Raw genomic sequence first — 19,904 nt, 5'->3', positions numbered from 1 at the left:
GTCACTGCTCCTGGGGGGCCTGGGGCGGGAAAGTCGTCGGGGGGAAGTCTGTGGTGTCCGTGGTGTGCACGGCCAGCGTGCGGTCCGGGTTCAGGGTCACGACGATGTGCCGGCGCCAGGCGCTGTCGTCGCGCTCGGGGCGGTCCTCGCGCCAGTGGCAGCCGCGGGTCTCCTCGCGCAGCAGGGCGGCGGCGACCAGGACGCGGGCCACGCACAGGAGGTTGGTGGCCTCCCAGGTGTCGACGCCGGCCTCGGCCGTCTTGCCGTTCTCGGCGAGGGCCTCCCGGGCGTCGGTGTGCAGGCGCTGGAGCTGGTCGGCGGCCTTGGTGAGGGAGCCCGCCGAGCGCAGGACGCCCGCCCCGCCCGTCATGATCCGCTGGATCGCGAACCGGGCTTCGGCGGTCTGCAGGGGGTGCTCGGGGATCTCCGGGTACGGGAGCGGCTGGGGCACGCGCGCGTGCAGGCCGTTCGCCGCGATGTCGGCCGCGATGCGCTCGGCGTAGACGAGGCCTTCGAGCAGGGAGTTGGACGCCAGCCGGTTGGCGCCGTGCACGCCGGTGCAGGCGACCTCGCCGCACGCGTACAGGCCGGGGACGGTCGTACGGCCGTGGGAGTCGGTGCGGACGCCGCCGGAGGCGTAGTGGGCGGCCGGGGCGACCGGGATGGGGTCCGTGACCGGGTCGATGCCGTGGGCGCGGCAGGCGGCGAGGATCGTCGGGAAGCGGTGCTCCCACATCTCGGCGCCGAAGTGCCGGGCGTCGAGGAACATGTGCTCGGCGTCCTGCTCCTGCATGCGGCGCATGATGCCCTTGGCGACGATGTCGCGGGGGGCCAGTTCGGCGAGTTCGTGCTGTCCGGCCATGAAGCGCACGCCGTCGGCGTCGATCAGGTGGGCGCCCTCGCCGCGCACGGCCTCGGAGACCAGGGGCTGCTGGCCCTCCGCGTCCGGGCCGAGGAACAGCACGGTCGGGTGGAACTGGACGAACTCCAGGTCGCTGACCTCAGCGCCCGCCCGCAGCGCGAGCGCCACGCCGTCGCCCGTCGACACCGACGGGTTGGTGGTGGCGGAGAAGACCTGGCCCATGCCGCCGGTGGCGAGGACCACCGCGGGGGCGTGGACGGCCCCCACGCCGTCGTGCTGGCCCTCCCCCATGACATGCAGGGTGACACCGGCCGTGCGGCCCTCGGCGTCCGTGAGGAGGTCCAGGACGAGCGCGTTCTCGACGGTGCGCATGCCCCGCGCGCGGACGGCCTCGACCAGGGCGCGGGAGATCTCGGCGCCGGTGGCGTCACCCCCTGCGTGGGCGATGCGGCGGCGGTGGTGACCGCCCTCACGGGTCAGTGCCAGCTCGCCCTCGGACTCGTCGAACCGGGCGCCGGTCTCGATGAGGCGGCGTACCGCGTCGGGGCCCTCGGTGACGAGGAGGCGGACCGCTTCCTCGTCGCACAGGCCCGCGCCCGCCACCAGGGTGTCGTCGAGGTGCTGCTCGGGGGTGTCGCCCTCGCCGAGGGCCGCGGCGATGCCGCCCTGGGCCCAGCGGGTGGAGCCGTCGTCGAGACGGGCCTTGGTGACGACGACCGTCCGCAGGCCGGCGGCCTCGCAGCGCAGGGCCGCGGTCAGCCCGGCGACGCCGGAGCCGACGACGACCACGTCCGCGGCGATGGACCACCCGGCGGCGGGCGCGTGCAGTCGTATGCCTGTGGTGGTCACGAGGCGGCTCCGAAGCTTCCGAAGGTGAGAGCGATGTTGTCGATCAGCCGGGTCGCCCCGACCCGGGCGGCGACGGCGAGGACCGCGTCGCCCGTGAAGTCGTCCCCGATCTCGGTGAAGTCGGACGGGTCGACCAGTGCGAGGTAGTCCAGCGCGAGCGGCGGGTCCAGGCGCGCGGCCTCGTCGAGGACCTGGCGGGCGGCGGCGCGGACGGCGGCCGGGCCGCCCGGGACGGCCGTCGCGACGGCGTGCGTGTCGGCCGCCGCGCGGGACTCCCCTATGGCGCTGAGCGCCTCGGCACGCGCGCGGGTGGCCGGCACCTCGCGGGCCCGGGCCCGCAGCGCCTCCTGCGCGGCGTGCCGGTCCTGGCCCGCGAACAGGGCCCCGGACAGGGAGAGGGCGGTGCGCCGCTCCGCGGCGGACAGGTAACGGTTGCGGCTGGACAGGGCCAGGCCGTCCTCCTCGCGGACGGTGGGCACGCCGACGATCTCCACGCCGAAGTTCAGGTCCCGCACCATGCGGCGGATCAGCGCCAGCTGCTGGGCGTCCTTCTGCCCGTACAGCGCGACGTCGGGGCGGGTGAGGTGCAGGAGTTTGGCGACGACGGTGAGCATGCCGTCGAAGTGGCCGGGGCGGGAGGAGCCCTCCAGGCGCTCGCCCATGGGGCCGGCGGTGATGCGGACCTCGGGCTCGCCGCCGGGGTAGACCTCGTCCACGGAGGGCGCGAACACGACGTCCGCGCCCGACTGCCCGGCGAGCTCGATGTCGGCGTCCAGGGTGCGCGGGTAGCGGTCGAGGTCCTCGCCCTTGCCGAACTGGAGCGGGTTGACGAAGACGGTGACGACCACCTCGCCGTCGGGCCCGGCGATACCGCGCGCGGTGCGGATCAGTGTGGCGTGGCCCTCGTGCAGCGCGCCCATGGTCATCACCACGGCGCGGCGGCCCGCACGCGCGCGTGCGTGCAGTTCCCCGGCGGTGCGCAGCAGGGTGGTGGTCATCGGGCGTCCCCTTCGGTGCCGTCGGTGCCGTCGGTGCCGTCGGTGCCGTCGGCGAGTACCCCGAGGAGGTCCTCGGCGAGTTCCGGCTTGAGCAGGCCGTGGGCCAGGGCCCGGTCGGCGGTCGCGCGGGCCATCGCCAGGTAGCCGGCGACGGTCTGCGGGGCGTGCCGGCGCAGCTCGGTGACGTGCGCGGCGACGGTGCCCGCGTCCCCGCGCGCGACCGGGCCGGTGAGGGCGCCGTCGCCGGAGCGCAGGGCGTTGTCCAGGGCCGCGCCGAGCAGTGGGCCGAGCATCCGGTCGGGGGCCGAGACGCCGGCGGCGCTCAGCAGCTCCATGGACTGGGCGACCAGCGTGACCAGGTGGTTGGCCCCCAGGGCGAGGGCCGCGTGGTAGAGCGGCCGGTTCTCCTCGGCGATCCACTCCGGCTCGCCGCCCATCTCGATGACCAGGGCCTCGGCGGCCAGGCGCAGTTCCTCGGGCGCGGTGACGCCGAAGGAGCAGCCGGCCAGGCGCTGGACGTCCACGGGCGTGCCCGTGAAGGTCATCGCGGGATGCAGGGCGAGCGGCAGGGCGCCCGCGCGCAGGGCGGGGTCGAGGACCCGCGCGCCGTACCGCCCGGAGGTGTGGACGAGGAGCTGGCCCGGCCGTACGGACCCGGTGTCGGCGAGGCCGGCGACCAGGCCGGGCAGGGCGTCGTCGGGAACGGTCAGCAGCACCAGGTCGGCCCGCTGGAGGACCTCGGCGGGCGGCATCACCGGTACGTCGGGCAGCAGTTGCCCGGCGCGGCGCCGGGACGCGTCCGAGACGGCGGAGACGGCGACCGGGCGGTGCCCGGCGAGCTGCAGGGACGCCGCCAGCGCGGGACCCACGCGGCCGGCGCCGACGACGCCGACGGTGAGCCGCGCGGGGCGGTCCTTGGGGTCTGGCTGTGGGGTTGTGTTCACTCGACGGCGGCCTTCCCGTTCCAGTCCGCTCCGGGTACCGGACGATTTCTCGTCATGTTAACGCGATCGGTTCGGGGGCGTTCGGTCGTCCACAGGCTGTGCACGCCCGTGCGGCAGCACCGGGACGGCCCACGGAAATGCGGATGCCCGGGGCCGCCCGCGCGCGGGAGGATCCCGGGCATGACCGATACGGCGGAACACGACGACCCGGTGACGCACGAGGGCAGGGGCGCACCGCTGCGCGAGCGGCGGCTGGCCGCCCATCACAGGGCCCGGCGTGTGTTCGCGCGCTTCGGCTTCCAGCAGACCCTCCGGGAACGCCTGGCGCTGCTGGAGAAGGCAGCGGCCGTCCACGACCTCGACCAGCTGTCCGACGTGTACGGCGACGGTGTCGTCGAGGCGCTGGAGACGAAGGTCGCCGGGCTGCTCGGCACCGAGGCAGCCGCGTTCTTCCCGACGGGCACGATGGCCCAGCAGGTGGCCCTGCGCTGCTGGGCGGGCCGCACCGGGAACCCGGCTGTCGCCCTGCACGCGCTCAGCCATCCCGAGGTGCACGAGCGGAACGCGTTCAGCGAGCTCGGGGGCCTGCGCACGCTGCGGCTGACGAGCGAGCCGCGGCTTCCGACCGCCGCCGAGGTACGCGACTTCGAGGAGCCCTTCGGGGCGCTGATGCTGGAACTGCCCCTGCGGGACGCCGGTTTCGTGCTGCCCGCCTGGGAGGAGCTCACCGAGGTCGTCCAGGCCGCGCGGGACCGGGACGCGGTGGTGCACTTCGACGGGGCCCGGCTCTGGGAGTCCACCGTCCACTTCGGCCGGCCCCTGTCGGAGATCGCGGGCCTGGCCGACAGCGTCTACGTCTCGTTCTACAAGTCCCTCGAGGCGTTCGGCGGCGCGGCGCTCGCGGGCCCCGCGGAGCTCGTCGAGGAGGCGAAGGCCTGGCGCCACCGGTACGGCGGGATGGTCTTCCAGCAGTTCCCCACGGCGCTGTCGGCGCTGGTCGGGCTGGAGCGGCAGCTGCCCCGGCTGCCGGAGTACGTGGCCCACGCGCGCGTGGTGGCCGCCGCCCTGCGCGAGGGCTTCGCGGCGGCCGGGGTGCCGTGGGCGCGCGTGCACCCGGAGGTGCCTCACACCCACGACTTCCAGGTGTGGCTGCCGTACGAGCCGGACGTCCTCGGGGAGGCCGCGGTGCGGGCGGCTGGGGAAACGGGGGTCATGCTGTTCGGCAGCGCCTGGGACCGGGGCGGGCCCGGGCTGGCGCTGACCGAGGTGCATGTGCGGGCCGCCGGGCTGGAGTGGACCGCCGAGGACGTGAAGGCGGCGGTGGCGGAGTTCGTGGCCCGGCTGCCGGAGCAGGTCAGGTAGGGCGGCGCCGCCACCGGCCCAGGGCGTCCCGGAACCGGTGGCGGACCGGGCGGCCCGCGAGGACGGCGCGCAACCGCCGTTCGCCGCGCCACTCCCGTACGACCCGCCGGTCGTGGGTGCCCGGCGCGGGCGGGACGGGCTCACCGAGGGAGTGCGCGCGGTAGGCGTCGAGGAGGTACTGCTGCGTGATGCTCATGGTGAATCGCCTCTGGGGGACGGGGTGATGGAGGTCCGAAGGCTCCGCGGCTGCCCCCGTGGTCCCACCGTGCGCCCGCGCCGCACCCGGCGTCGCGTCGATTGACGAGGCCCGTCAATCGACGGGGGCGTTGTCAGTGGCCGCGTGCACCATGAGGGCATGAGCGTGCACATCGACATCGCGGGGCTGCGTCCGGAGGAGGTCGCCGTCGTGCCCTCGCCCCTGGCCGAGCTCGGCATGGCGCTGCACGCGCTGTCCGAACCGGCGCACCACCCGGGCCTGCAGGGCTGGGTGACGGGCGTGACGGCCCGGCTCGACCCGCATCTGGCCGACCGGATGTGCGAGGCGGACTTCCTGTGGCGGACGACGTTCTCGGACCTGTTCCTGCCCTGGGCGGGTCTGCCGGACCGGCACGCGCTGCCGGCGGCCACCCTCGCCGAGGAGCTGGACCAGCTCGACAAGCTGTCCGACGAGCAGTTCGTGGACGCGGCGCTGGAGTTCACCTGTGCCGTGGGCTACGGCGAGTGCGGGCCGACGGCGCTGTCCGACGAGGAGACGCGCCGCCGGGCACTGGACCTGGCCGCGGCGCGCGGACCGCGGCAACTGCGCTTCGGCGAGCGCCTGCTGGCCGATCCGCCCAGGATCCGGGCCTGGCTGCGGCAGTTCCTCCGGGACTGCGACGAGGCGTTCTTCGCGGAGGCCTGGTCCCGGCTGCGCCACCAGCTGGCGGCGGACGCCCGGCACAAGACGGACCTGCTGCGGCGCAAGGGCCTGGCCGGGGCGCTGGCCGCGGTGTCCCCGGCGATCACGCTCGACGAGACGGCTGACCGGATCTCGGTCGACAAGCTGGGCGACGGCCGTACGGCCACGGGCGACGGCGGCCTGCTGCTCGTCCCGACCAGCCTCGGCTGGCCGCATCTGATGGTCCTGCACCGCTACGGCTGGCGGCCGGTGCTGCACTACCCGGTCGGCTCCCCGGAGCTCGCCGCACCGCAGACGCTGGAACAGCTGGCCATGCGGATGACCGCGCTGTCCCACCCGGTGCGGATGCGCATGTGCCGCCATCTGGCCCGCAGCGCGCACACCACCAGCGAGCTGGCGCAGGCGCACGGCATGACGGCCCCGGAGATATCCCGGCATCTGGCCGTGCTGAAGAAGGCGGGTCTGATCACCACCCGCCGCCGCGGCCGCTACGTCCTGCACCAGCTGGACGTGACAGTGGTGGCCCGGCTCGGCAGCGAGTTCCTGGAGGGGATCCTCAGGTAGCCGGCAGGCGGCCCGGGCCGCGGGTCAGCCGTGCCCGCCGGCCCGCACGAGCCCCGTCTCGTAGGCCAGCACCACGACCTGCACCCGGTCCCGGAGCCCGAGCTTGGTCAGGATGCGGCCCACGTGCGTCTTCACCGTCGCCTCCGACAGCACCAGGCGTGCCGCGATCTCGCCGTTGGACAGCCCCTGCGCGACCAGCACCATGACCTCGCGCTCCCGCTCGGTGAGCCGCTCCAGCTCCTTGTGCTGCGGCTGCTGGGTGCCCGGCAGCATCGGTGCGAAGCGGTCCAGCAGGCGCCGGGTGGTGGAGGGCGCCACGACCGCGTCGCCGCTGTGCACGGACCTGATCGCGGCCAGGAGGTCGGCCGGCGGCACGTCCTTGAGCATGAAGCCGGAGGCGCCCGCCTTCAGCCCGGAGAAGGCGTACTCGTCGAGGTCGAACGTGGTCAGGATGAGCACCTTCGGCGGGTCGGTGTCCTCGCAGATCCGGCGGGTCGTCTCCACCCCGTCGAGTTTCGGCATGCGGACGTCCATCAACACCACGTCGACCTCGGTCGTGCGCAGTTCCTGGAGGGCCTCGACGCCGTCGCCCGCCTCCGCCACGACCTCCATGTCCGGCTGGGCGGCGAGCACCATCCGGAACCCGGTGCGCAGCAGCACCTGGTCGTCGACGAGCATCACGCGGATCGTCATCGGGCCTCTTCCCTATCGGGGGTCGTTACAGGTGTCAGTCGGGGGCGTGTGCCGGCGTCAGTGCGCGGGTTTGAGCGGCAGCAGGGCACTGATGCGGAATCCTCCGCCCGGGCGCGGACCCGCGTCCAGGGTGCCGCCGACCATACCGACCCGCTCGCGCATGCCGATCAGACCGTGGCCCTGGCCGTCGAACCCGCCCTCCTCGTACAGCTCGTGCGGGGCGCCCTTGCCGTCGTCCTCGACGAGCAGGCCGAGGCCGTCGTCGAAGTAGACCAGGCGGACGCTCGCGCCCGCGTTGGGGCCGCCGTGTTTGCGGGTGTTGGTGAGCGCCTCCTGCACGATGCGGTAGGCGGTGAGCTCGACGCCGCTGGGCAGCGGGCGGGCCGTGCCCTCGACCTTGAAGTCGACGGGCAGTCCGGAGGTGCGGCACTGCTCGACGAGGTCCTCGATCTGCTGCACGTCGGGCTGCGGCACGTACTCGCCGGCTTCCTGGTGCTCGCCGGTGCGCAGCACGCCGAGCAGGCGGCGCATCTCGGCGAGGGCCTGGCGGCCGGTGGAGGAGATGGTCTCCAGGGCCTTCTTCGCCTGGTCGGGCGCGGCATCGAGGACATAGGCGGCGCCGTCCGCCTGAACCACCATCACCGAGACGTTGTGCGCGACGACGTCGTGCAACTCGCGGGCGATCCGGGCCCGTTCGGCGGCGACGGCGACCTTGGACTGCGCCTCGCGCTCCTTCTCCAGGCGGGCGGCCCGCTCCTCCAGCTGCGCGAAGTAGGCGCGCCGGGTGCGGATGGAGTCGCCGAGCACCCAGGCGAGGGCGAAGGGGACGGTCTGGAGGACCGCCAGGGCGATGTCGCCCGCCACACCCGTCTGCTCGTTCGACCAGCGCAGCTGCGCCAGGGGGGCCGCGCACAGACCGGCGACCAGCGCGAAGCGGGAGGCCCAGCGGGCACCTTCCACCGCGACCGTGTAGACGATCACCAGCATGGCGAAGTCGGCGGGCAGGATCGCGACGTCGGTCACCAGCTGCACCACGCCGACCGCGGCCGCCAGCAGCAGCATCTTCTCCGGCATCCGGCGGCGCAGCGCGACCACGAGGCTCAGCAGCAGCGTGACCGGAAGGACAGCGGCCCACGGGCCGATCCGCTCGCCGGCGGCCCCGCCCAGCACCGAAATCCCGAGGAGGACCACGGCCCAGAAGCCGTCGACCCACATCGGGTGCCTGCGGAGGAAGTCATAGAGGCGCTGCACGTAACCCAGCGTAGGGAAGCGCGATAGGTGCAGGGGTCAACCGGAGGACCGATCCGCACCGGGCGCGCGTACTCCGCAAGGTGGAGTTGCGTTCGTTGTGTCCGCATAGCCTGGGCCGGTGACGGCAGGGACGAGGCAAGAGTGGCGTGAGTGGCGCGGGTGGCGTGCGGCGGCGCAGGACGCCCTGTACGCGCCGGGGGGCTTCTACCGGCGCACGGAGGGACCGGCCGGGCACTTCCGGACGTCCGTGCACGCGTCGCCGCTGTTCGCCGGGGCCGTGGCACGGTTGCTGTGCCGGGTCGACGAGGCGCTGGGGCGGCCCGCCGCCCTGGACTTCGTCGACATGGCGGCCGGGCGGGGCGAGCTGACGGGCGGGGTGCTCGCCGCGCTGCCCGCGGAGGTGGCGGCCCGCACGCGCGCGTACGCCGTCGACATCGCCGGGCGGCCGGCCGGGCTCGATCACCGGATCGAGTGGCTGGCCGAGCCCCCGCAGCGGACGACCGGGCTGCTGTTCGCCAACGAGTGGCTGGACAACGTGCCCCTGGAGGTCGCGGAGGTGGACGCCGCGGGCGTCGCGCGGCTGGTGCTGGTCCGGCGGGACGGGAGCGAGCGGCTCGGGGAGCCGGTGGCCGGGGCACAGGCGCGATGGCTCCGGCGCTGGTGGCCGCTGCCCGGCGAGGAGGGACTGCGGGCCGAGATCGGGCTGCCCCGGGACGAGGCGTGGGCCGCGGCGGTCGCGACGCTCGGGCGCGGGCTCGCCGTGGCCGTGGACTACGCGCACACGGCGGACACCCGGCCCCCGTTCGGGACGCTGACCGGCTACCGCGAGGGCCGCGAGACGACACCGGTCCCGGACGGCTCCTGCGACATCACCGCGCATGTCGCCCTGGACGCGTGCGCGCTGCCCGGCGGGCACGTGATCCCCCAGCGCGAGGCGCTGCGCGCCCTGGGCGTGACCGGTGCGCGCCCCCCGCTCACGCTGGCCTCCACCGACCCCGCCGCATACGTACGCGCCCTCGCGAGCGCCTCGGAGGCCGCCGAGCTCACCGCGGAGGCCGGGCTGGGCGACTTCGGCTGGCTGGTCCAGCCGGCCGGGATCCCGGACCCGTTCCAGGGCTGAGCCCCTGCCGGTGGCTGCGCCCTACTTGTCGATGTCGCCGACCACGAAGAACATCGACCCCAGGATCGCCACCATGTCGGCGACCAGCGTCCCCGGCAGCAGCTCCGTCAGCGCCTGGATGTTGTTGTACGACGCCGAGCGCAGCTTCAGCCGGTACGGGGTCTTCTCGCCCTTGCTGACGAGGTAGTAGCCGTTGATGCCGAGGGGGTTCTCGGTCCACGCGTACGTGTGGCCCTCGGGGGCCTTCAGGACCTTCGGGAGGCGCTGGTTGACCGGCCCGGGCGGCAGCTCGGCGAGCCGGTCCAGGCAGGCGTCGGCCAGGTCCAGCGCGTTGTGCGTCTGCTCCAGGAGGCACTCGAAGCGGGCCAGGCAGTCGCCCTCCTGCCGGGTGACCACCTTCAGCGTGTCCTGGAGGTCGCCGTAGGCGAGGTACGGCTCGTCCCGGCGCAGGTCGAAGTCGACGCCCGAGGCGCGGCCGATCGGCCCGCTGACCCCGTACGCGTGCACGGCCTCCGGGGTGAGGACGCCGACGTCCCTCGTGCGGCCGCGGAAGATCTCGTTGCCGAGCACCAGGTCGTCGAAGCGGTCCATGCGGGAGCGCACGTCGGCGACGGCGGTGCGCGCGCGCGTGGTCCAGCCGGCCGGCAGGTCCTCCTTGAGGCCGCCCACCCGGTTGAACATGTAGTGCATCCGCCCGCCGGAGATCTCCTCCATGACGTGCTGGAGCTCCTCGCGCTCCCGGAAGGCGTAGAAGATCGGGGTGATACCGCCCAGTTCCAGCGGGTAGGAGCCGAGGAACATCAGGTGGTTGAGCACGCGGTTCAGCTCGGCGAGCAGCGTGCGCAGCCACACCGCGCGCTCGGGGACCTCCATGCCGAGCATCCGCTCCACGGCGAGGACCACGCCCAGCTCGTTGGAGAACGCCGACAGCCAGTCGTGGCGGTTGGCGAGCATGATGATCTGACGGTAGTCGCGCGCCTCGAACAGCTTCTCCGCGCCGCGGTGCATGTAGCCGATCACCGGCTCCGCGTGCCGGATGCGCTCGCCGTCCAGGACGAGCTTCAGCCGCAGCACGCCATGGGTGGACGGGTGTTGCGGCCCGATGTTGAGCACCATGTCGGTGCTCTCCGCGGCGCCGCCGATTCCGACCATGGTCTCCGTCGTAGGAGTCATGGACACAGTCTCTCCTACGTACGCTGGCCCCATGGATACGGGGAGTCCGCGGGACACGGGACCGGGCGCGTCGCAGGGCACGATCGGGGCGGCCGGGGGCGAGCCGGTGTGGATCGCGCTGCCGCCCGGCCTGCTCAAGATGCGCCGGCTGCTGCTGGTGGTGTGGCTGGGGCTGATCACCCTGGCCGCCGGGCTGCTGCCGGGGCTGCTGGCCGGGCCCGCCTGGGCCGCCTTCGCGCTGCCGCCGCTCGCCCTGCTGGCCTGGGGCTGGGTGATGACCGAGCGCAACTGGCGTTCCTGGCGGTACGCCGAGCGGGCCGACGACCTGCTGATCAGCCGGGGCGTGCTGTGGCGCGAGGAGACCGTCGTGCCGTACGGGCGGATGCAGCTGGTCGAGGTCACCTCCGGGCCCGTCGAGCGGCACTTCGGGCTGGCCAGCGTGCAGCTGCACACGGCCGCCGCGGCGACCGACGCAACCATCCCCGGCCTGGACCCGGCCGAGGCGGAGCGGCTGCGCGACCGGCTCACCGAGCTGGGCGAAGCCCGGTCGGCGGGGCTGTGACGGCGCCCGGGGCCGCCGAGGCCCCCGAGGTCGCCGCCGAGGTGACCGAGCGGCGGCTGCACCCGGTCACACCGCTGCGCCGCGCCTGGGCACCGGTCGCCGTAGTGATCGGTTGGGCCGTGCACGACCCCGACGGGGCGCAGCGCCATCTGACCCGGCTGACGACGGCCACCCTGCTGATCGGCCTCGCCGTGATCGTCCCGGCCGCCGCCCTCTACGGCTTCTGCTCCTGGTGGTTCACACACTTCGCGGTGACCGAGTCCGAACTGCGCATCCGTACCGGGCTCGTCTTCCGGCGCACCGCGCACATCCGGCTGGAGCGGATCCAGGCCGTCGACGTCACCCAGCCGCTGCTCGCCCGGGTCGCGGGCGTCTCCAAGCTCAAACTCGACGTCATAGGCACCGACAAGAAGGACGAACTGGCCTTCCTCGGCGCGGACGAGGCGCGGGCGCTGCGGGCCGAACTGCTCGCCCGGGCGGCCGGTTTCGCACCCGAGACCGCGCACGAGGTCGGCGAGGCCCCGGCCCGGCAGCTGCTGCGGGTGCCGCCCGGCGTTCTCGCCCTGTCGCTGGTGCTGACGGGCGCGACCTGGGTGTCGCTGGCCGCGGCGCTCGTCGTCCCGCCGGTGCTGTGGCTGGCCACCCACAGCCTGTGGACGGTCCTGGCGGTCGCCCTGCCGCTGCTGGGCGCGGCGGGCGCGAGCAGCGTCGGGCGGTTCGTCGCCGAGTACGACTGGACGCTGGCCGAGTCGCCCGACGGGCTGCGCATCGACCACGGGCTGCTGGACCGGTCCCACGAGACCGTGCCGCCGGGGCGCGTCCAGACCGTGCGGATCGTGGAACCGCTGCTGTGGCGGCGGCGCGGCTGGGTCCGTGTGGAACTGGACGTGGCGGGCTCGTCCAACTCCGTGCTGGTACCGGTCGCTCCGCGCGAGATCGCCGAGGACGTCGTCGCGCGCGTGCTGCCCGGGGTGAGCGTGCCGGGGCCCGCGGCCCTGTCACCGGCGCCGCGCAGCGCCCGCTGGTGCGTGCCGCTGTGGTGGCGCGGGTACGGACTGGCCGTCACTGACGCGGTGTTCGCCTCCCGGTCCGGGCTGCTGCGGCGGAGCCTGGCGCTGGTGCCGCACGCCAAGGTGCAGAGCGTACGGAGGATGCAGGGACCGTGGGAGCGGGCCCGGGGCGTCGCCGACGTGTGTGTGGACACGGGCGCGAACAAGACGGTGCGGGCCCGGCTGCGGGACGCGGCCGAGGCGCGCGAGCTGCTGGCGGCGCAGGCGGAACGGTCCCGCACGGGACGCCGGGACGCGCGGCCGGACCGCTGGATGGCATGACCGTCCGAACGCGGAGGGCCCCCCGGCCGTAGCCGGGGGGCCCTCCGTCGGACAGGCGTCAGGACACCGCGCTGCGCAGCCCCTGTACGTCGATCTGCTCCGTCTCGTCGTGCGCCGTCAGATCGATGACCTGGCCGATGCCGCGCGACTCCTCATCGGCCGGCTTATAGCGGGCCTCCGTCTCGGCCTTGTGCAGGGCGAGCGCCTCCTGGCCGACGACATCGGCGAGGTCCTCGTTCTGCACGGCCTCCAGGGCCGCCCGCGAGGTGCCCGCCTTGGTGCCGAAGAAGTCGAACCCGCCCCCGGCCTGCGGACGGCGCACCGGCGACTGCGGCGGGACGGCCACGGCGGTCGGCACGGTGTAGTGCCCGGAGCGCCGGCCCGCGGGCTGCTCGGCCCGCGCGGGTTCGGGGAGTTGGCCGGTCCCGTCGGCCGGCACGGCGGTCCCGTCGCCCGGCACGGACGTCTCGGCGGTCGTGCGCTCGTGCCCGTCGTCCGCCTCGGACTCCCCCTGCGCCTCGTTCTCCGGCGCCTGCTGTGCCGCCTGCTCCTGCTCCGGTTTCTCCTGCTCCGGCTCCGGCTCGGGCTCCGCGTCCTCGTCCTTCGGCGCGCCGTCGCCGTCGCCGCCGCCGTCCGGGTCCGGGACCGTCTCGCCGTCGAGCCGGGCGAGGGCGGCCGCGGCCCGCAGGAACAGCCGGGACCCCTCGGGGGAGAACACGGCGGGAACCGCGGGCTCCTCCTCCGCGGCGGGAGCCGCAGGCGTCCCGTCCGCGTCCGGTGCCGTGTCCGGCGCTCCCGCCGGCAGCGCGGCCCGTACCGGAGCCGTCGCCTCTATCTCCAGCATCCGGCGGTCTTCGAGGACGCTCGCGCGATCGGCCTCCGCCGTGGCGTACCGGCGCAGCAGCGCGGCGTGCTCGTTGCGCAGACCGGCCAGTTCCGTGCGCTTGGAGCGCAGCCGCTGCTCCAGCTTCGCTCGCAGCTCGCGCGACTCCTCGAGGTCGGCCTCCAGTTCGGCGACCCGCTCCTCGAAGCGCCACTCGTCGCTCGCACGCGCGCGCGTGAGGTCGGCGACGCGCTTGCCCGCCTGGGTGTCCCAACGGCGCAGCACGACCGCGCCGATGACCGCCGTCGCCGCGGCGGCCGCGGCCAGACCGCGGAGCACCATCGGCTCCGTGAACACCCAGGGCCCCAACGCGCAGACGAGGGAGACGCCTGCGATCGCCGACGGGGGCAGCATCCTGTGAAGGGGCGGGGAATGGCGGTGACGTCCACGTGGCATGGCCAGAAACTTACCGCGCGTAGGCGAATCATGGTGACCCACCCCGCAAAAACAAAACCACACCGAAACGTTCACACGGCATCAGAACGAGGGAAGAACCGGAATCGGCCGCTCACTCAATTCCCAAGATCATTTCAGCGGCCGGCCAGCCGCCCGCTCATCCACTCCAGCGCCGCCGGAATCTCACGCCGCCAGGTGTTGAAGTTGTGCCCGCCGCTTTCCAGCACGATCGACGAGATCCCCGTCCGCCCGGTGTCCTTCACCCGCTCTATGAACCGCAGCGTGTCCTTGTAGTTGGTCTCGCCCCGCTTGCTGCTGCTGACCAGCAGGGACGTGTCGGGAGCCGGCATGTGCGCGAGATACCACCACAGGTCGGCGCGATTGCGCAGCGCCTTGTCGCCCTGGAAGAGATCGCCTGTCGTGGCGTCGATCGGCGCCTTGTAGTACGCGGACAGACCCGCCCCGGCCGCGTACACACCGGGATGGTGCAGGGCGATCTTCAACGCGCAGTATCCGCCCGTGGAGTTGCCGATGATGCCCAGACCGCCCGCCTTTTCCGCCACCCGGTAGTGCGAGCGCAACGCGTCGGGGAGATCCTTCGCGAAGAACGACTCGGTCTGCGGACCGCCCGGGATGTCGACGCACTCCGTGTCCCGGGGCGGCGCCACCGTGGGCCGCAGCATCACGAGGATCATCGGCTTCGCCCGGCCCTCCCGGGCCAGTTCCAGAGCCGTGCGCGGATAGTGGAGCTTCTCCACCAGCGCCGACGCCGTACCCGGATAGCCGGTCAGCACGACCGCCGCCGGGAACCTGTGGGTGCGGTACCGCGGCTGGAAGTACTCCGGCGGCAGATAGACGTACGCGGGCGTGGCGATCCGCGTCGTACGGCCCACGATCTCGACCTGCTGGATCCGGCCCCCGGCGCGGGGCGGCGCACCGCCCGCCCCCGGCACCCGCCGCGAGCCGGTCACCTCCAGCGGGCCCCCGCCCGGCGTGTGGTCCACGACCACGCCCTGGTCCTTCTCCTGCCCGAACAGGTCCGCCCAGCTCGCGTAGAAGCCGAAGGCCTGGTTGGCGGCGAGGCCCACCGCGGCGAACAGCGCCAGCTGGGTGCCCAGCAGCAGGCCGATACGCCCGCTCACGGCACGCCAGCCGCGCCGGGCCAGCCGTGGCCACAGCCAGACCGTGCCGGCGAACAGCAGCACGGCGGACAACACCGCCAGCACCAGCACCTTGTTGCTCGTCAGACCCATGGGTTGGTTACCTGTCCGCACTCTCTGTCCGGGCCCGCCCCGCGACACACCTTCGCAAGGGCTTGTCCCGGACTTTCCTCGGCCTTTGAAACGCCTTTGACGTGGGGAGTGAACCTCTCTCCCCAAGACACCGTCCTAGAGGGCGCAATGTCGCCGGATGCCCGAATCGGCACCGGAATCAAGGTCTCTCGCAGAACTACGGGATGCGATGTCTGTCAGGACAGATGAGGAAATGTCGGGTGAGGTTCCGCGGCGCGGCAGCGACGCGGCCCGTCCGGGCCGGGTGAGCCGGATGCTGCGCGGGCCACGCCCCGAGGCCGTCCCCGTCCTCGTCGGCAGAGCCTGCGCCCTGGTGGGCGTCCTGGACATCGGCGCGGGCGTCTTCCCCCGCTTCCGGCACAGCCGGATGCACGCCATCGCCGAGGTCCTGCCCGGCGCGCTCGGCCCGTTCGCCGCCGCCCTCTCCCTCAGCGCCGGCGTGCTGTTGCTGCTGCTCGCCCACGGCCTCAAGCGCGGCAAGCGCCGGGCCTGGCGCGCGGCCGTCGCCCTCCTGCCCGCCGGTGCCGTCGCGCAGTTCACCTACCGGCACTCGCTGGTGGGCGTGCTGATCTCCCTGGCGCTGCTGGCGCCCCTGCTGCGCCACCGGGACCAGTTCAACGCCCTGCCCGATCCGCGCAGCCGCTGGCGGGCGCTCGCCAACTTCGTGCTGATGAGCGCCGGTTCGCTCGTGCTGGGGCTGCTCATCGTCAGCGTCCACAGCGAGCGCATCGTCGGCGACCCCAGCCTCGCCGACCGCATCACCCACGTCATCTACGGCCTGTTCGGCTTCGAGGGCCCGGTCGACTACCAGGGCAACACCTCCTGGACCGTCGCCTTCTCCCTCGGCGCCCTCGGCCTGCTCACCGCCGTCACCACCATTTACCTGGCCTTCCGCCCCGAACACCCTGCCGCACGGCTCACCGAGGAGGACGAGGCCCGGCTGCGCGCCCTGCTGGACAAGCACGGGCGGCGCGACTCCCTCGGCCACTTCGCCCTGCGCCGCGACAAGGCGGTCGTCTTCTCCCCCAGCGGCAAGGCCGCGGTCACCTACCGCGTGGTCTCCGGCGTGATGCTCGCCAGCGGCGACCCGATCGGTGACGTCGAGGCCTGGCCCGGCGCCATCGAACGGTTCATGGACGAGGCCAAGGCCCACTCCTGGACCCCCGCCGTCATGGGCTGCTCCGAGACCGGCGGCGAGGTGTGGACCCGCGAGACCGGGCTCGACGCCCTCGAACTGGGCGACGAGGCGGTGGTGGACGTCGCGGATTTCTCCCTCGCCGGCCGCGCGATGCGCAACGTGCGCCAGATGGTCAAGCGCATCGAGCGCGCCGGTTACGAAACCCGGGTACGACGTGTCCGTGACCTCGGCGAAGCCGAACTGGAGCGCATCCGGCAGGCCGCCGACGACTGGCGCGGCACCGACACCGAACGCGGCTTCTCCATGGCCCTGGGCCGCGTCGGCGACCCCGCCGACGGCGACTGCCTCATCGCCACCGCCCACAAACAGGACGACCACCCGGGCCCCTACGGCGACCTGAAGGCGATCCTGCACTTCGTGCCCTGGGGCACCGACGGCGTCTCCCTGGACCTGATGCGCCGCGACCGCTCGGCCGACCCCGGCATGAACGAACTGCTCATCGTGGCCGCCCTCCAGGCCGCCCCCAAGCTGGGCGTCGCGCGCGTCTCCCTCAACTTCGCCATGTTCCGCGCGGCCCTCGCACGCGGCGAGAAGATCGGCGCCGGCCCGGTGCTGCGCGCCTGGCGCGGACTGCTGGTCTTCCTCTCCCGCTGGTTCCAGATCGAGTCCCTGTACAAGTTCAACGCCAAGTTCCAGCCGCGCTGGGAGCCGCGGTTCGTCGTCTACCGGGCCTCCGCCGACCTGCCCCGCATCGGTTTCGCCGCCATGCAGGCCGAGGGCTTCGTCACCCTCGCCCTGCCCCTGCCGCGCTTCCTGCGCCGACGGCGCCCGGCCGGCCACCGCCCGTGCGCCCACGGCGCCACGGAGCGGGGCGTCCGGGCGGCGTAGGGCCGCCCACGGGGCCGTCGCCCGGGCCGAAGCGCCTGACGGCCCCCGCCGGGGCCTACGCTGAACATATGAGCAACCAGAGCGGACGCGGGCGCGTGGCGGGCCTACCGGAACGGGACCGCTGCGCGGTCATGGGAGTGGTGAACGTCACCCCCGACTCCTTCTCCGACGGCGGCCGCTTCTTCGACACCACGGCCGCCGTCAAGCGTGGCCTCGACCTGGTCAGCGAGGGCGCCGACCTGGTCGACGTCGGCGGCGAGTCCACCCGCCCCGGAGCCACCCGGGTCGACGAGGCCGAGGAACTGCGCCGTGTCGTACCCGTCGTGCGCGGACTGGCCTCCGAGGGCGTCACGGTCTCCGTCGACACCATGCGCGCCTCCGTCGCGGAACGGGCCCTGGCGGCCGGTGCCGCCCTCGTCAACGACGTCAGCGGCGGCCTCGCCGACCCCCGCATGGTCCCAGCCGTCGCCGACGCCGGCGCCCCCTTCGTCGTCATGCACTGGCGCGGCTTCCTCCAGGGCGGCAACATCAGGGGCGAGTACACCGACGTCGTCACCGAAGTCGTCGACGAACTGCGCGAGCGCGTGGAGGCCGTCCTGGCCGGAGGCATCGCCCCGGACCGCGTCATCGTCGACCCCGGCCTCGGCTTCTCCAAGGACGCCGAGCACGACCTCGCCCTCCTCGCGGGCCTCGACCGGGTCCTCGCCCTCGGCCACCCCCTGCTCGTCGCCGCCTCCCGCAAGCGCTTCCTCGGCCGGGTCCTCGCCGGCCCCGACGGCCCGCCGCCGCCCGCACGCGAACGCGACGCGGCCACCGCCGCCGTCTCCGCGCTCGCTGCGCACGCCGGCGCGTGGGCGGTCCGCGTCCACGAGGTCCGCGCCACGGCCGACGCGGTCCGCGTCGCCCGCGCCATCGCCGGGGCGCGCACCGGCACAGAAGGAGCCCGGTGAGCGCCCCGCACACCGACGTCGAGCAGGTCGAGGCCGCCAACACCGCCTTCTACGAGGCACTGGAGCAGGGCGACTTCGAGGAACTGGCGTCGCTCTGGCTGACCCCCTCCGACCTGGGCGTCGACGAGAGCTACCACGATCCGGCCGACACCGGCGTGGTCTCCTGCGTGCACCCCGGCTGGCCCGTGCTCACCGGCCGCGGCGAGGTCCTGCGGTCGTACGCGCTGATCATGGCGAACACCGACTACATCCAGTTCTTCCTCACCGACGTGCACGTCTCGGTCACCGGCGACACCGCCCTGGTGAACTGCACCGAGAACATCCTCAGCGGCGGCCCCGCCCCCGAGGGCGCCGGCGAGGAGCTCGGCCCGCTCGTCGGGCAGCTCGTGGTCGCCACCAACGTGTTCCGGCGCACGCCCCTGGGGTGGAAACTCTGGTCGCACCATGCTTCCCCCGTCCTGGCCGAAACCGACGAGGACGAGCAGGACGACACCCCCGCCTGAGTGGGTAGGCGGCAGAAGTGGTTGGAATCACGGACGCCCGGGTAGGGGCGGCTACCAACCTGTGCACCGACGGGTTCCCCAGGGGAAACGCCGGATGAATCCTGCCGGACCCGGCCGAAGCCCCCACCCCGTGGCCCGGGCCCGCCCGTGCTCGCAGGTAGATTCGACCGAGGCCGGTGTGCCGACCGCACACGGCACCGCCCGGCCCTGACCGACGATTGCAGGAGTGATTCGCGTGGATCGTGTCGCGCTGCGCGGCCTGAAGGCCCGCGGGCACCACGGCGTGTTCCCCCGGGAACGCGAAGAGGGCCAGACCTTCATCGTGGACCTCGTCCTCGGCCTGGACACCCGACCGGCCGCGGCCGACGACGACCTGGCGAAGACCGTGCACTACGGCATCGTGGCGGAGGAGGTCGTGGCCGTCGTCCAGGGCGAGCCCGTCGACCTCATCGAGACGCTCGCCGAGCGCATCGCCCAGGCCTGTCTGAAGCACGAGGGAGTGCAGGAGGTCGAGGTCTGCGTCCACAAACCGGACGCCCCGATCACCGTCCCCTTCGACGACGTGACCGTCACCATCACCCGGAGCCGAGCATGACCGCGCCCTTCATCAAGGGTCCGACCGACCCGACCGTACAGCCGGTACCCGCCTCCGTCGTCGAGAAGGTCGACGCCGCCGACACGACCCTGTCCAACCCGAAATGGGCCGTGGTCGCCCTCGGCTCCAACCTCGGCAACCGCCTGGAGACCCTCCAGGGAGCCGTCGACGCCCTCGGCGACACGCCCGGCCTCCGCATCAAGGGCGTCTCCCCCGTCTACGAGACCGAGCCCTGGGGCGTGGACCCCGGCAGCCAGCCCGCCTACTTCAACGCGGTCGTGGTCCTCAAGACCACCCTCCCGCCCTCCTCGCTCCTGGAGCGCGCCCACGCGGTCGAGGAGGCCTTCCACCGCGTCCGGGACGAGCACTGGGGCCCGCGCACCCTCGACGTCGACATCGTCTCCTACGCCGACGTCGTCTCCGACGACCCGCAGCTCACCCTCCCGCACCCCCGCGCCCACGAACGCGCCTTCGTCCTGGCCCCCTGGCACGACCTGGACCCCGAGGCGCAGCTGCCCGGCCGCGGCCCGGTCGCCGGTCTGCTGGACGCGGTCACCCGCGTCGGTGTGGCGCCCCGCACGGACCTGGAACTCCGGCTGCCCGAGTAGCCGTTAAGGTCAAGACGGCCGCGAACCGGGCCGGAAGCCGGGGG

Annotated in this window: 19 protein-coding genes; 10 read left to right on the top strand and 9 right to left on the bottom strand. The window is 73.7% G+C overall.

The annotated features are described in order from the left end of the window. Window position 1: 1 nt before the first annotated feature. The 3 genes from HNR57_RS17300 to HNR57_RS17290 are packed head-to-tail and all read right to left on the bottom strand — an operon-like array spanning window position 2 to window position 3,653. Entirely contained in the window at window positions 2-1,711 is a 1,710-nt protein-coding gene (locus tag HNR57_RS17300) for an L-aspartate oxidase (RefSeq protein ID WP_184560882.1), read from the bottom strand. Next, the gene (panC, locus tag HNR57_RS17295; protein WP_184560881.1) at window positions 1,708-2,709 is read right to left on the bottom strand and encodes a pantoate--beta-alanine ligase; all 1,002 of its coding nucleotides are present in this window, start codon (window positions 2,707-2,709) and stop codon (window positions 1,708-1,710) included. The genes HNR57_RS17300 and panC overlap by 4 nt, the downstream gene beginning before the upstream one ends. Continuing rightward, window positions 2,706-3,653, bottom strand: coding sequence for a Rossmann-like and DUF2520 domain-containing protein (locus HNR57_RS17290; protein WP_184560880.1), 948 nt, complete (start codon window positions 3,651-3,653; stop codon window positions 2,706-2,708). Before HNR57_RS17290 ends, panC begins: the two co-directional genes overlap by 4 nt. A 180-nt stretch (window positions 3,654-3,833) precedes the next feature. On the opposite strand from HNR57_RS17290, the gene HNR57_RS17285 reads away from it, so the two are divergent. After that, complete coding sequence (locus HNR57_RS17285) at window positions 3,834-5,015, top strand: threonine aldolase family protein (protein ID WP_184560879.1); 1,182 nt, start codon at window positions 3,834-3,836, stop codon at window positions 5,013-5,015. Here the strand turns inward: HNR57_RS17285 and HNR57_RS17280 are convergent. Then, window positions 5,008-5,211 (bottom strand): hypothetical protein, encoded by a 204-nt coding sequence (locus HNR57_RS17280; protein WP_184560878.1) that lies wholly within the window; start codon window positions 5,209-5,211, stop codon window positions 5,008-5,010. The two genes, HNR57_RS17285 and HNR57_RS17280, sit on opposite strands and share 8 nt — an antisense overlap. 159 nt (window positions 5,212-5,370) lie before the next feature. Here HNR57_RS17280 and HNR57_RS17275 point away from each other — a divergent pair, with 159 nt between their 5' ends. Further along, window positions 5,371-6,477: a DUF5937 family protein gene (locus tag HNR57_RS17275; RefSeq protein WP_184560877.1), complete on the top strand. Its 1,107-nt coding sequence runs from the start codon at window positions 5,371-5,373 to the stop codon at window positions 6,475-6,477. A gap of 24 nt (window positions 6,478-6,501) precedes the next feature. Here the strand turns inward: HNR57_RS17275 and HNR57_RS17270 are convergent, their stop codons facing one another. Further along, complete coding sequence (locus tag HNR57_RS17270) at window positions 6,502-7,170, bottom strand: response regulator (RefSeq protein ID WP_184560876.1); 669 nt, start codon at window positions 7,168-7,170, stop codon at window positions 6,502-6,504. A 57-nt stretch (window positions 7,171-7,227) separates the two neighbouring features. Continuing rightward, the gene (locus HNR57_RS17265) at window positions 7,228-8,421 is read right to left on the bottom strand and encodes a sensor histidine kinase (RefSeq protein ID WP_184560875.1); all 1,194 of its coding nucleotides are present in this window, start codon (window positions 8,419-8,421) and stop codon (window positions 7,228-7,230) included. A 118-nt stretch (window positions 8,422-8,539) separates the two neighbouring features. On the opposite strand from HNR57_RS17265, the gene HNR57_RS17260 reads away from it, so the two are divergent. After that, a complete protein-coding gene (locus tag HNR57_RS17260) occupies window positions 8,540-9,541 on the top strand; it encodes an SAM-dependent methyltransferase (RefSeq protein ID WP_184560874.1) in 1,002 nt (333 codons plus the stop codon). A 21-nt stretch (window positions 9,542-9,562) separates the two neighbouring features. On the opposite strand, the gene HNR57_RS17255 is transcribed toward HNR57_RS17260, so the two are convergent. Continuing rightward, window positions 9,563-10,714, bottom strand: coding sequence for an NADH-quinone oxidoreductase subunit D (locus HNR57_RS17255; protein ID WP_184560873.1), 1,152 nt, complete (start codon window positions 10,712-10,714; stop codon window positions 9,563-9,565). Window positions 10,715-10,745: 31 nt separating this feature from the next. On the opposite strand from HNR57_RS17255, the gene HNR57_RS17250 reads away from it, so the two are divergent. Both HNR57_RS17250 and HNR57_RS17245 read left to right on the top strand, forming a co-directional pair. Further along, window positions 10,746-11,276: a PH domain-containing protein gene (locus HNR57_RS17250; RefSeq protein WP_184560872.1), complete on the top strand. Its 531-nt coding sequence runs from the start codon at window positions 10,746-10,748 to the stop codon at window positions 11,274-11,276. Beyond that, complete coding sequence (locus HNR57_RS17245) at window positions 11,273-12,607, top strand: PH domain-containing protein (RefSeq protein ID WP_184560871.1); 1,335 nt, start codon at window positions 11,273-11,275, stop codon at window positions 12,605-12,607. Before HNR57_RS17250 ends, HNR57_RS17245 begins: the two co-directional genes overlap by 4 nt. Before the next feature lie 58 nt (window positions 12,608-12,665). Here HNR57_RS17245 and HNR57_RS17240 read toward each other — a convergent pair whose 3' ends face one another. Together HNR57_RS17240 and HNR57_RS17235 are read right to left on the bottom strand one after the other, a co-directional pair. Continuing rightward, a complete protein-coding gene (locus tag HNR57_RS17240) occupies window positions 12,666-13,844 on the bottom strand; it encodes a hypothetical protein (protein WP_184560870.1) in 1,179 nt (392 codons plus the stop codon). A gap of 176 nt (window positions 13,845-14,020) precedes the next feature. Then, window positions 14,021-15,139 (bottom strand): alpha/beta hydrolase, encoded by a 1,119-nt coding sequence (locus tag HNR57_RS17235; RefSeq protein ID WP_184560869.1) that lies wholly within the window; start codon window positions 15,137-15,139, stop codon window positions 14,021-14,023. 232 nt (window positions 15,140-15,371) lie between these two features. Between HNR57_RS17235 and HNR57_RS17230 the strand changes: the two genes are divergently transcribed. The 5 genes from HNR57_RS17230 to folK all read left to right on the top strand — a co-directional run bounded on the left by HNR57_RS17230 (window position 15,372) and on the right by folK (window position 19,860). Next, window positions 15,372-17,204, top strand: a complete 1,833-nt coding sequence (locus HNR57_RS17230) for a phosphatidylglycerol lysyltransferase domain-containing protein (RefSeq protein WP_184560868.1) — start codon at window positions 15,372-15,374, stop codon at window positions 17,202-17,204. Window positions 17,205-17,272: 68 nt separating this feature from the next. Beyond that, window positions 17,273-18,154 (top strand): dihydropteroate synthase, encoded by an 882-nt coding sequence (gene folP, locus HNR57_RS17225; RefSeq protein ID WP_184560867.1) that lies wholly within the window; start codon window positions 17,273-17,275, stop codon window positions 18,152-18,154. Next, a complete protein-coding gene (locus tag HNR57_RS17220; protein ID WP_107460336.1) occupies window positions 18,151-18,657 on the top strand; it encodes a nuclear transport factor 2 family protein in 507 nt (168 codons plus the stop codon). Before folP ends, HNR57_RS17220 begins: the two co-directional genes overlap by 4 nt. A 235-nt stretch (window positions 18,658-18,892) precedes the next feature. Further along, complete coding sequence (gene folB, locus HNR57_RS17215) at window positions 18,893-19,252, top strand: dihydroneopterin aldolase (RefSeq protein ID WP_030845925.1); 360 nt, start codon at window positions 18,893-18,895, stop codon at window positions 19,250-19,252. Further along, window positions 19,249-19,860: a 2-amino-4-hydroxy-6-hydroxymethyldihydropteridine diphosphokinase gene (gene folK, locus HNR57_RS17210; RefSeq protein WP_184560866.1), complete on the top strand. Its 612-nt coding sequence runs from the start codon at window positions 19,249-19,251 to the stop codon at window positions 19,858-19,860. The genes folB and folK overlap by 4 nt, the downstream gene beginning before the upstream one ends. Window positions 19,861-19,904: the final 44 nt, after the last annotated feature.

Origin of the sequence: Streptomyces paradoxus (assembly GCF_014202475.1) — a bacterium.
Lineage (GTDB): Bacteria > Actinomycetota > Actinomycetes > Streptomycetales > Streptomycetaceae > Streptomyces > Streptomyces paradoxus.
Note: the sequence above shows the minus strand (reverse complement) of the source record. Positions and strands in the feature narration are given on the sequence as shown.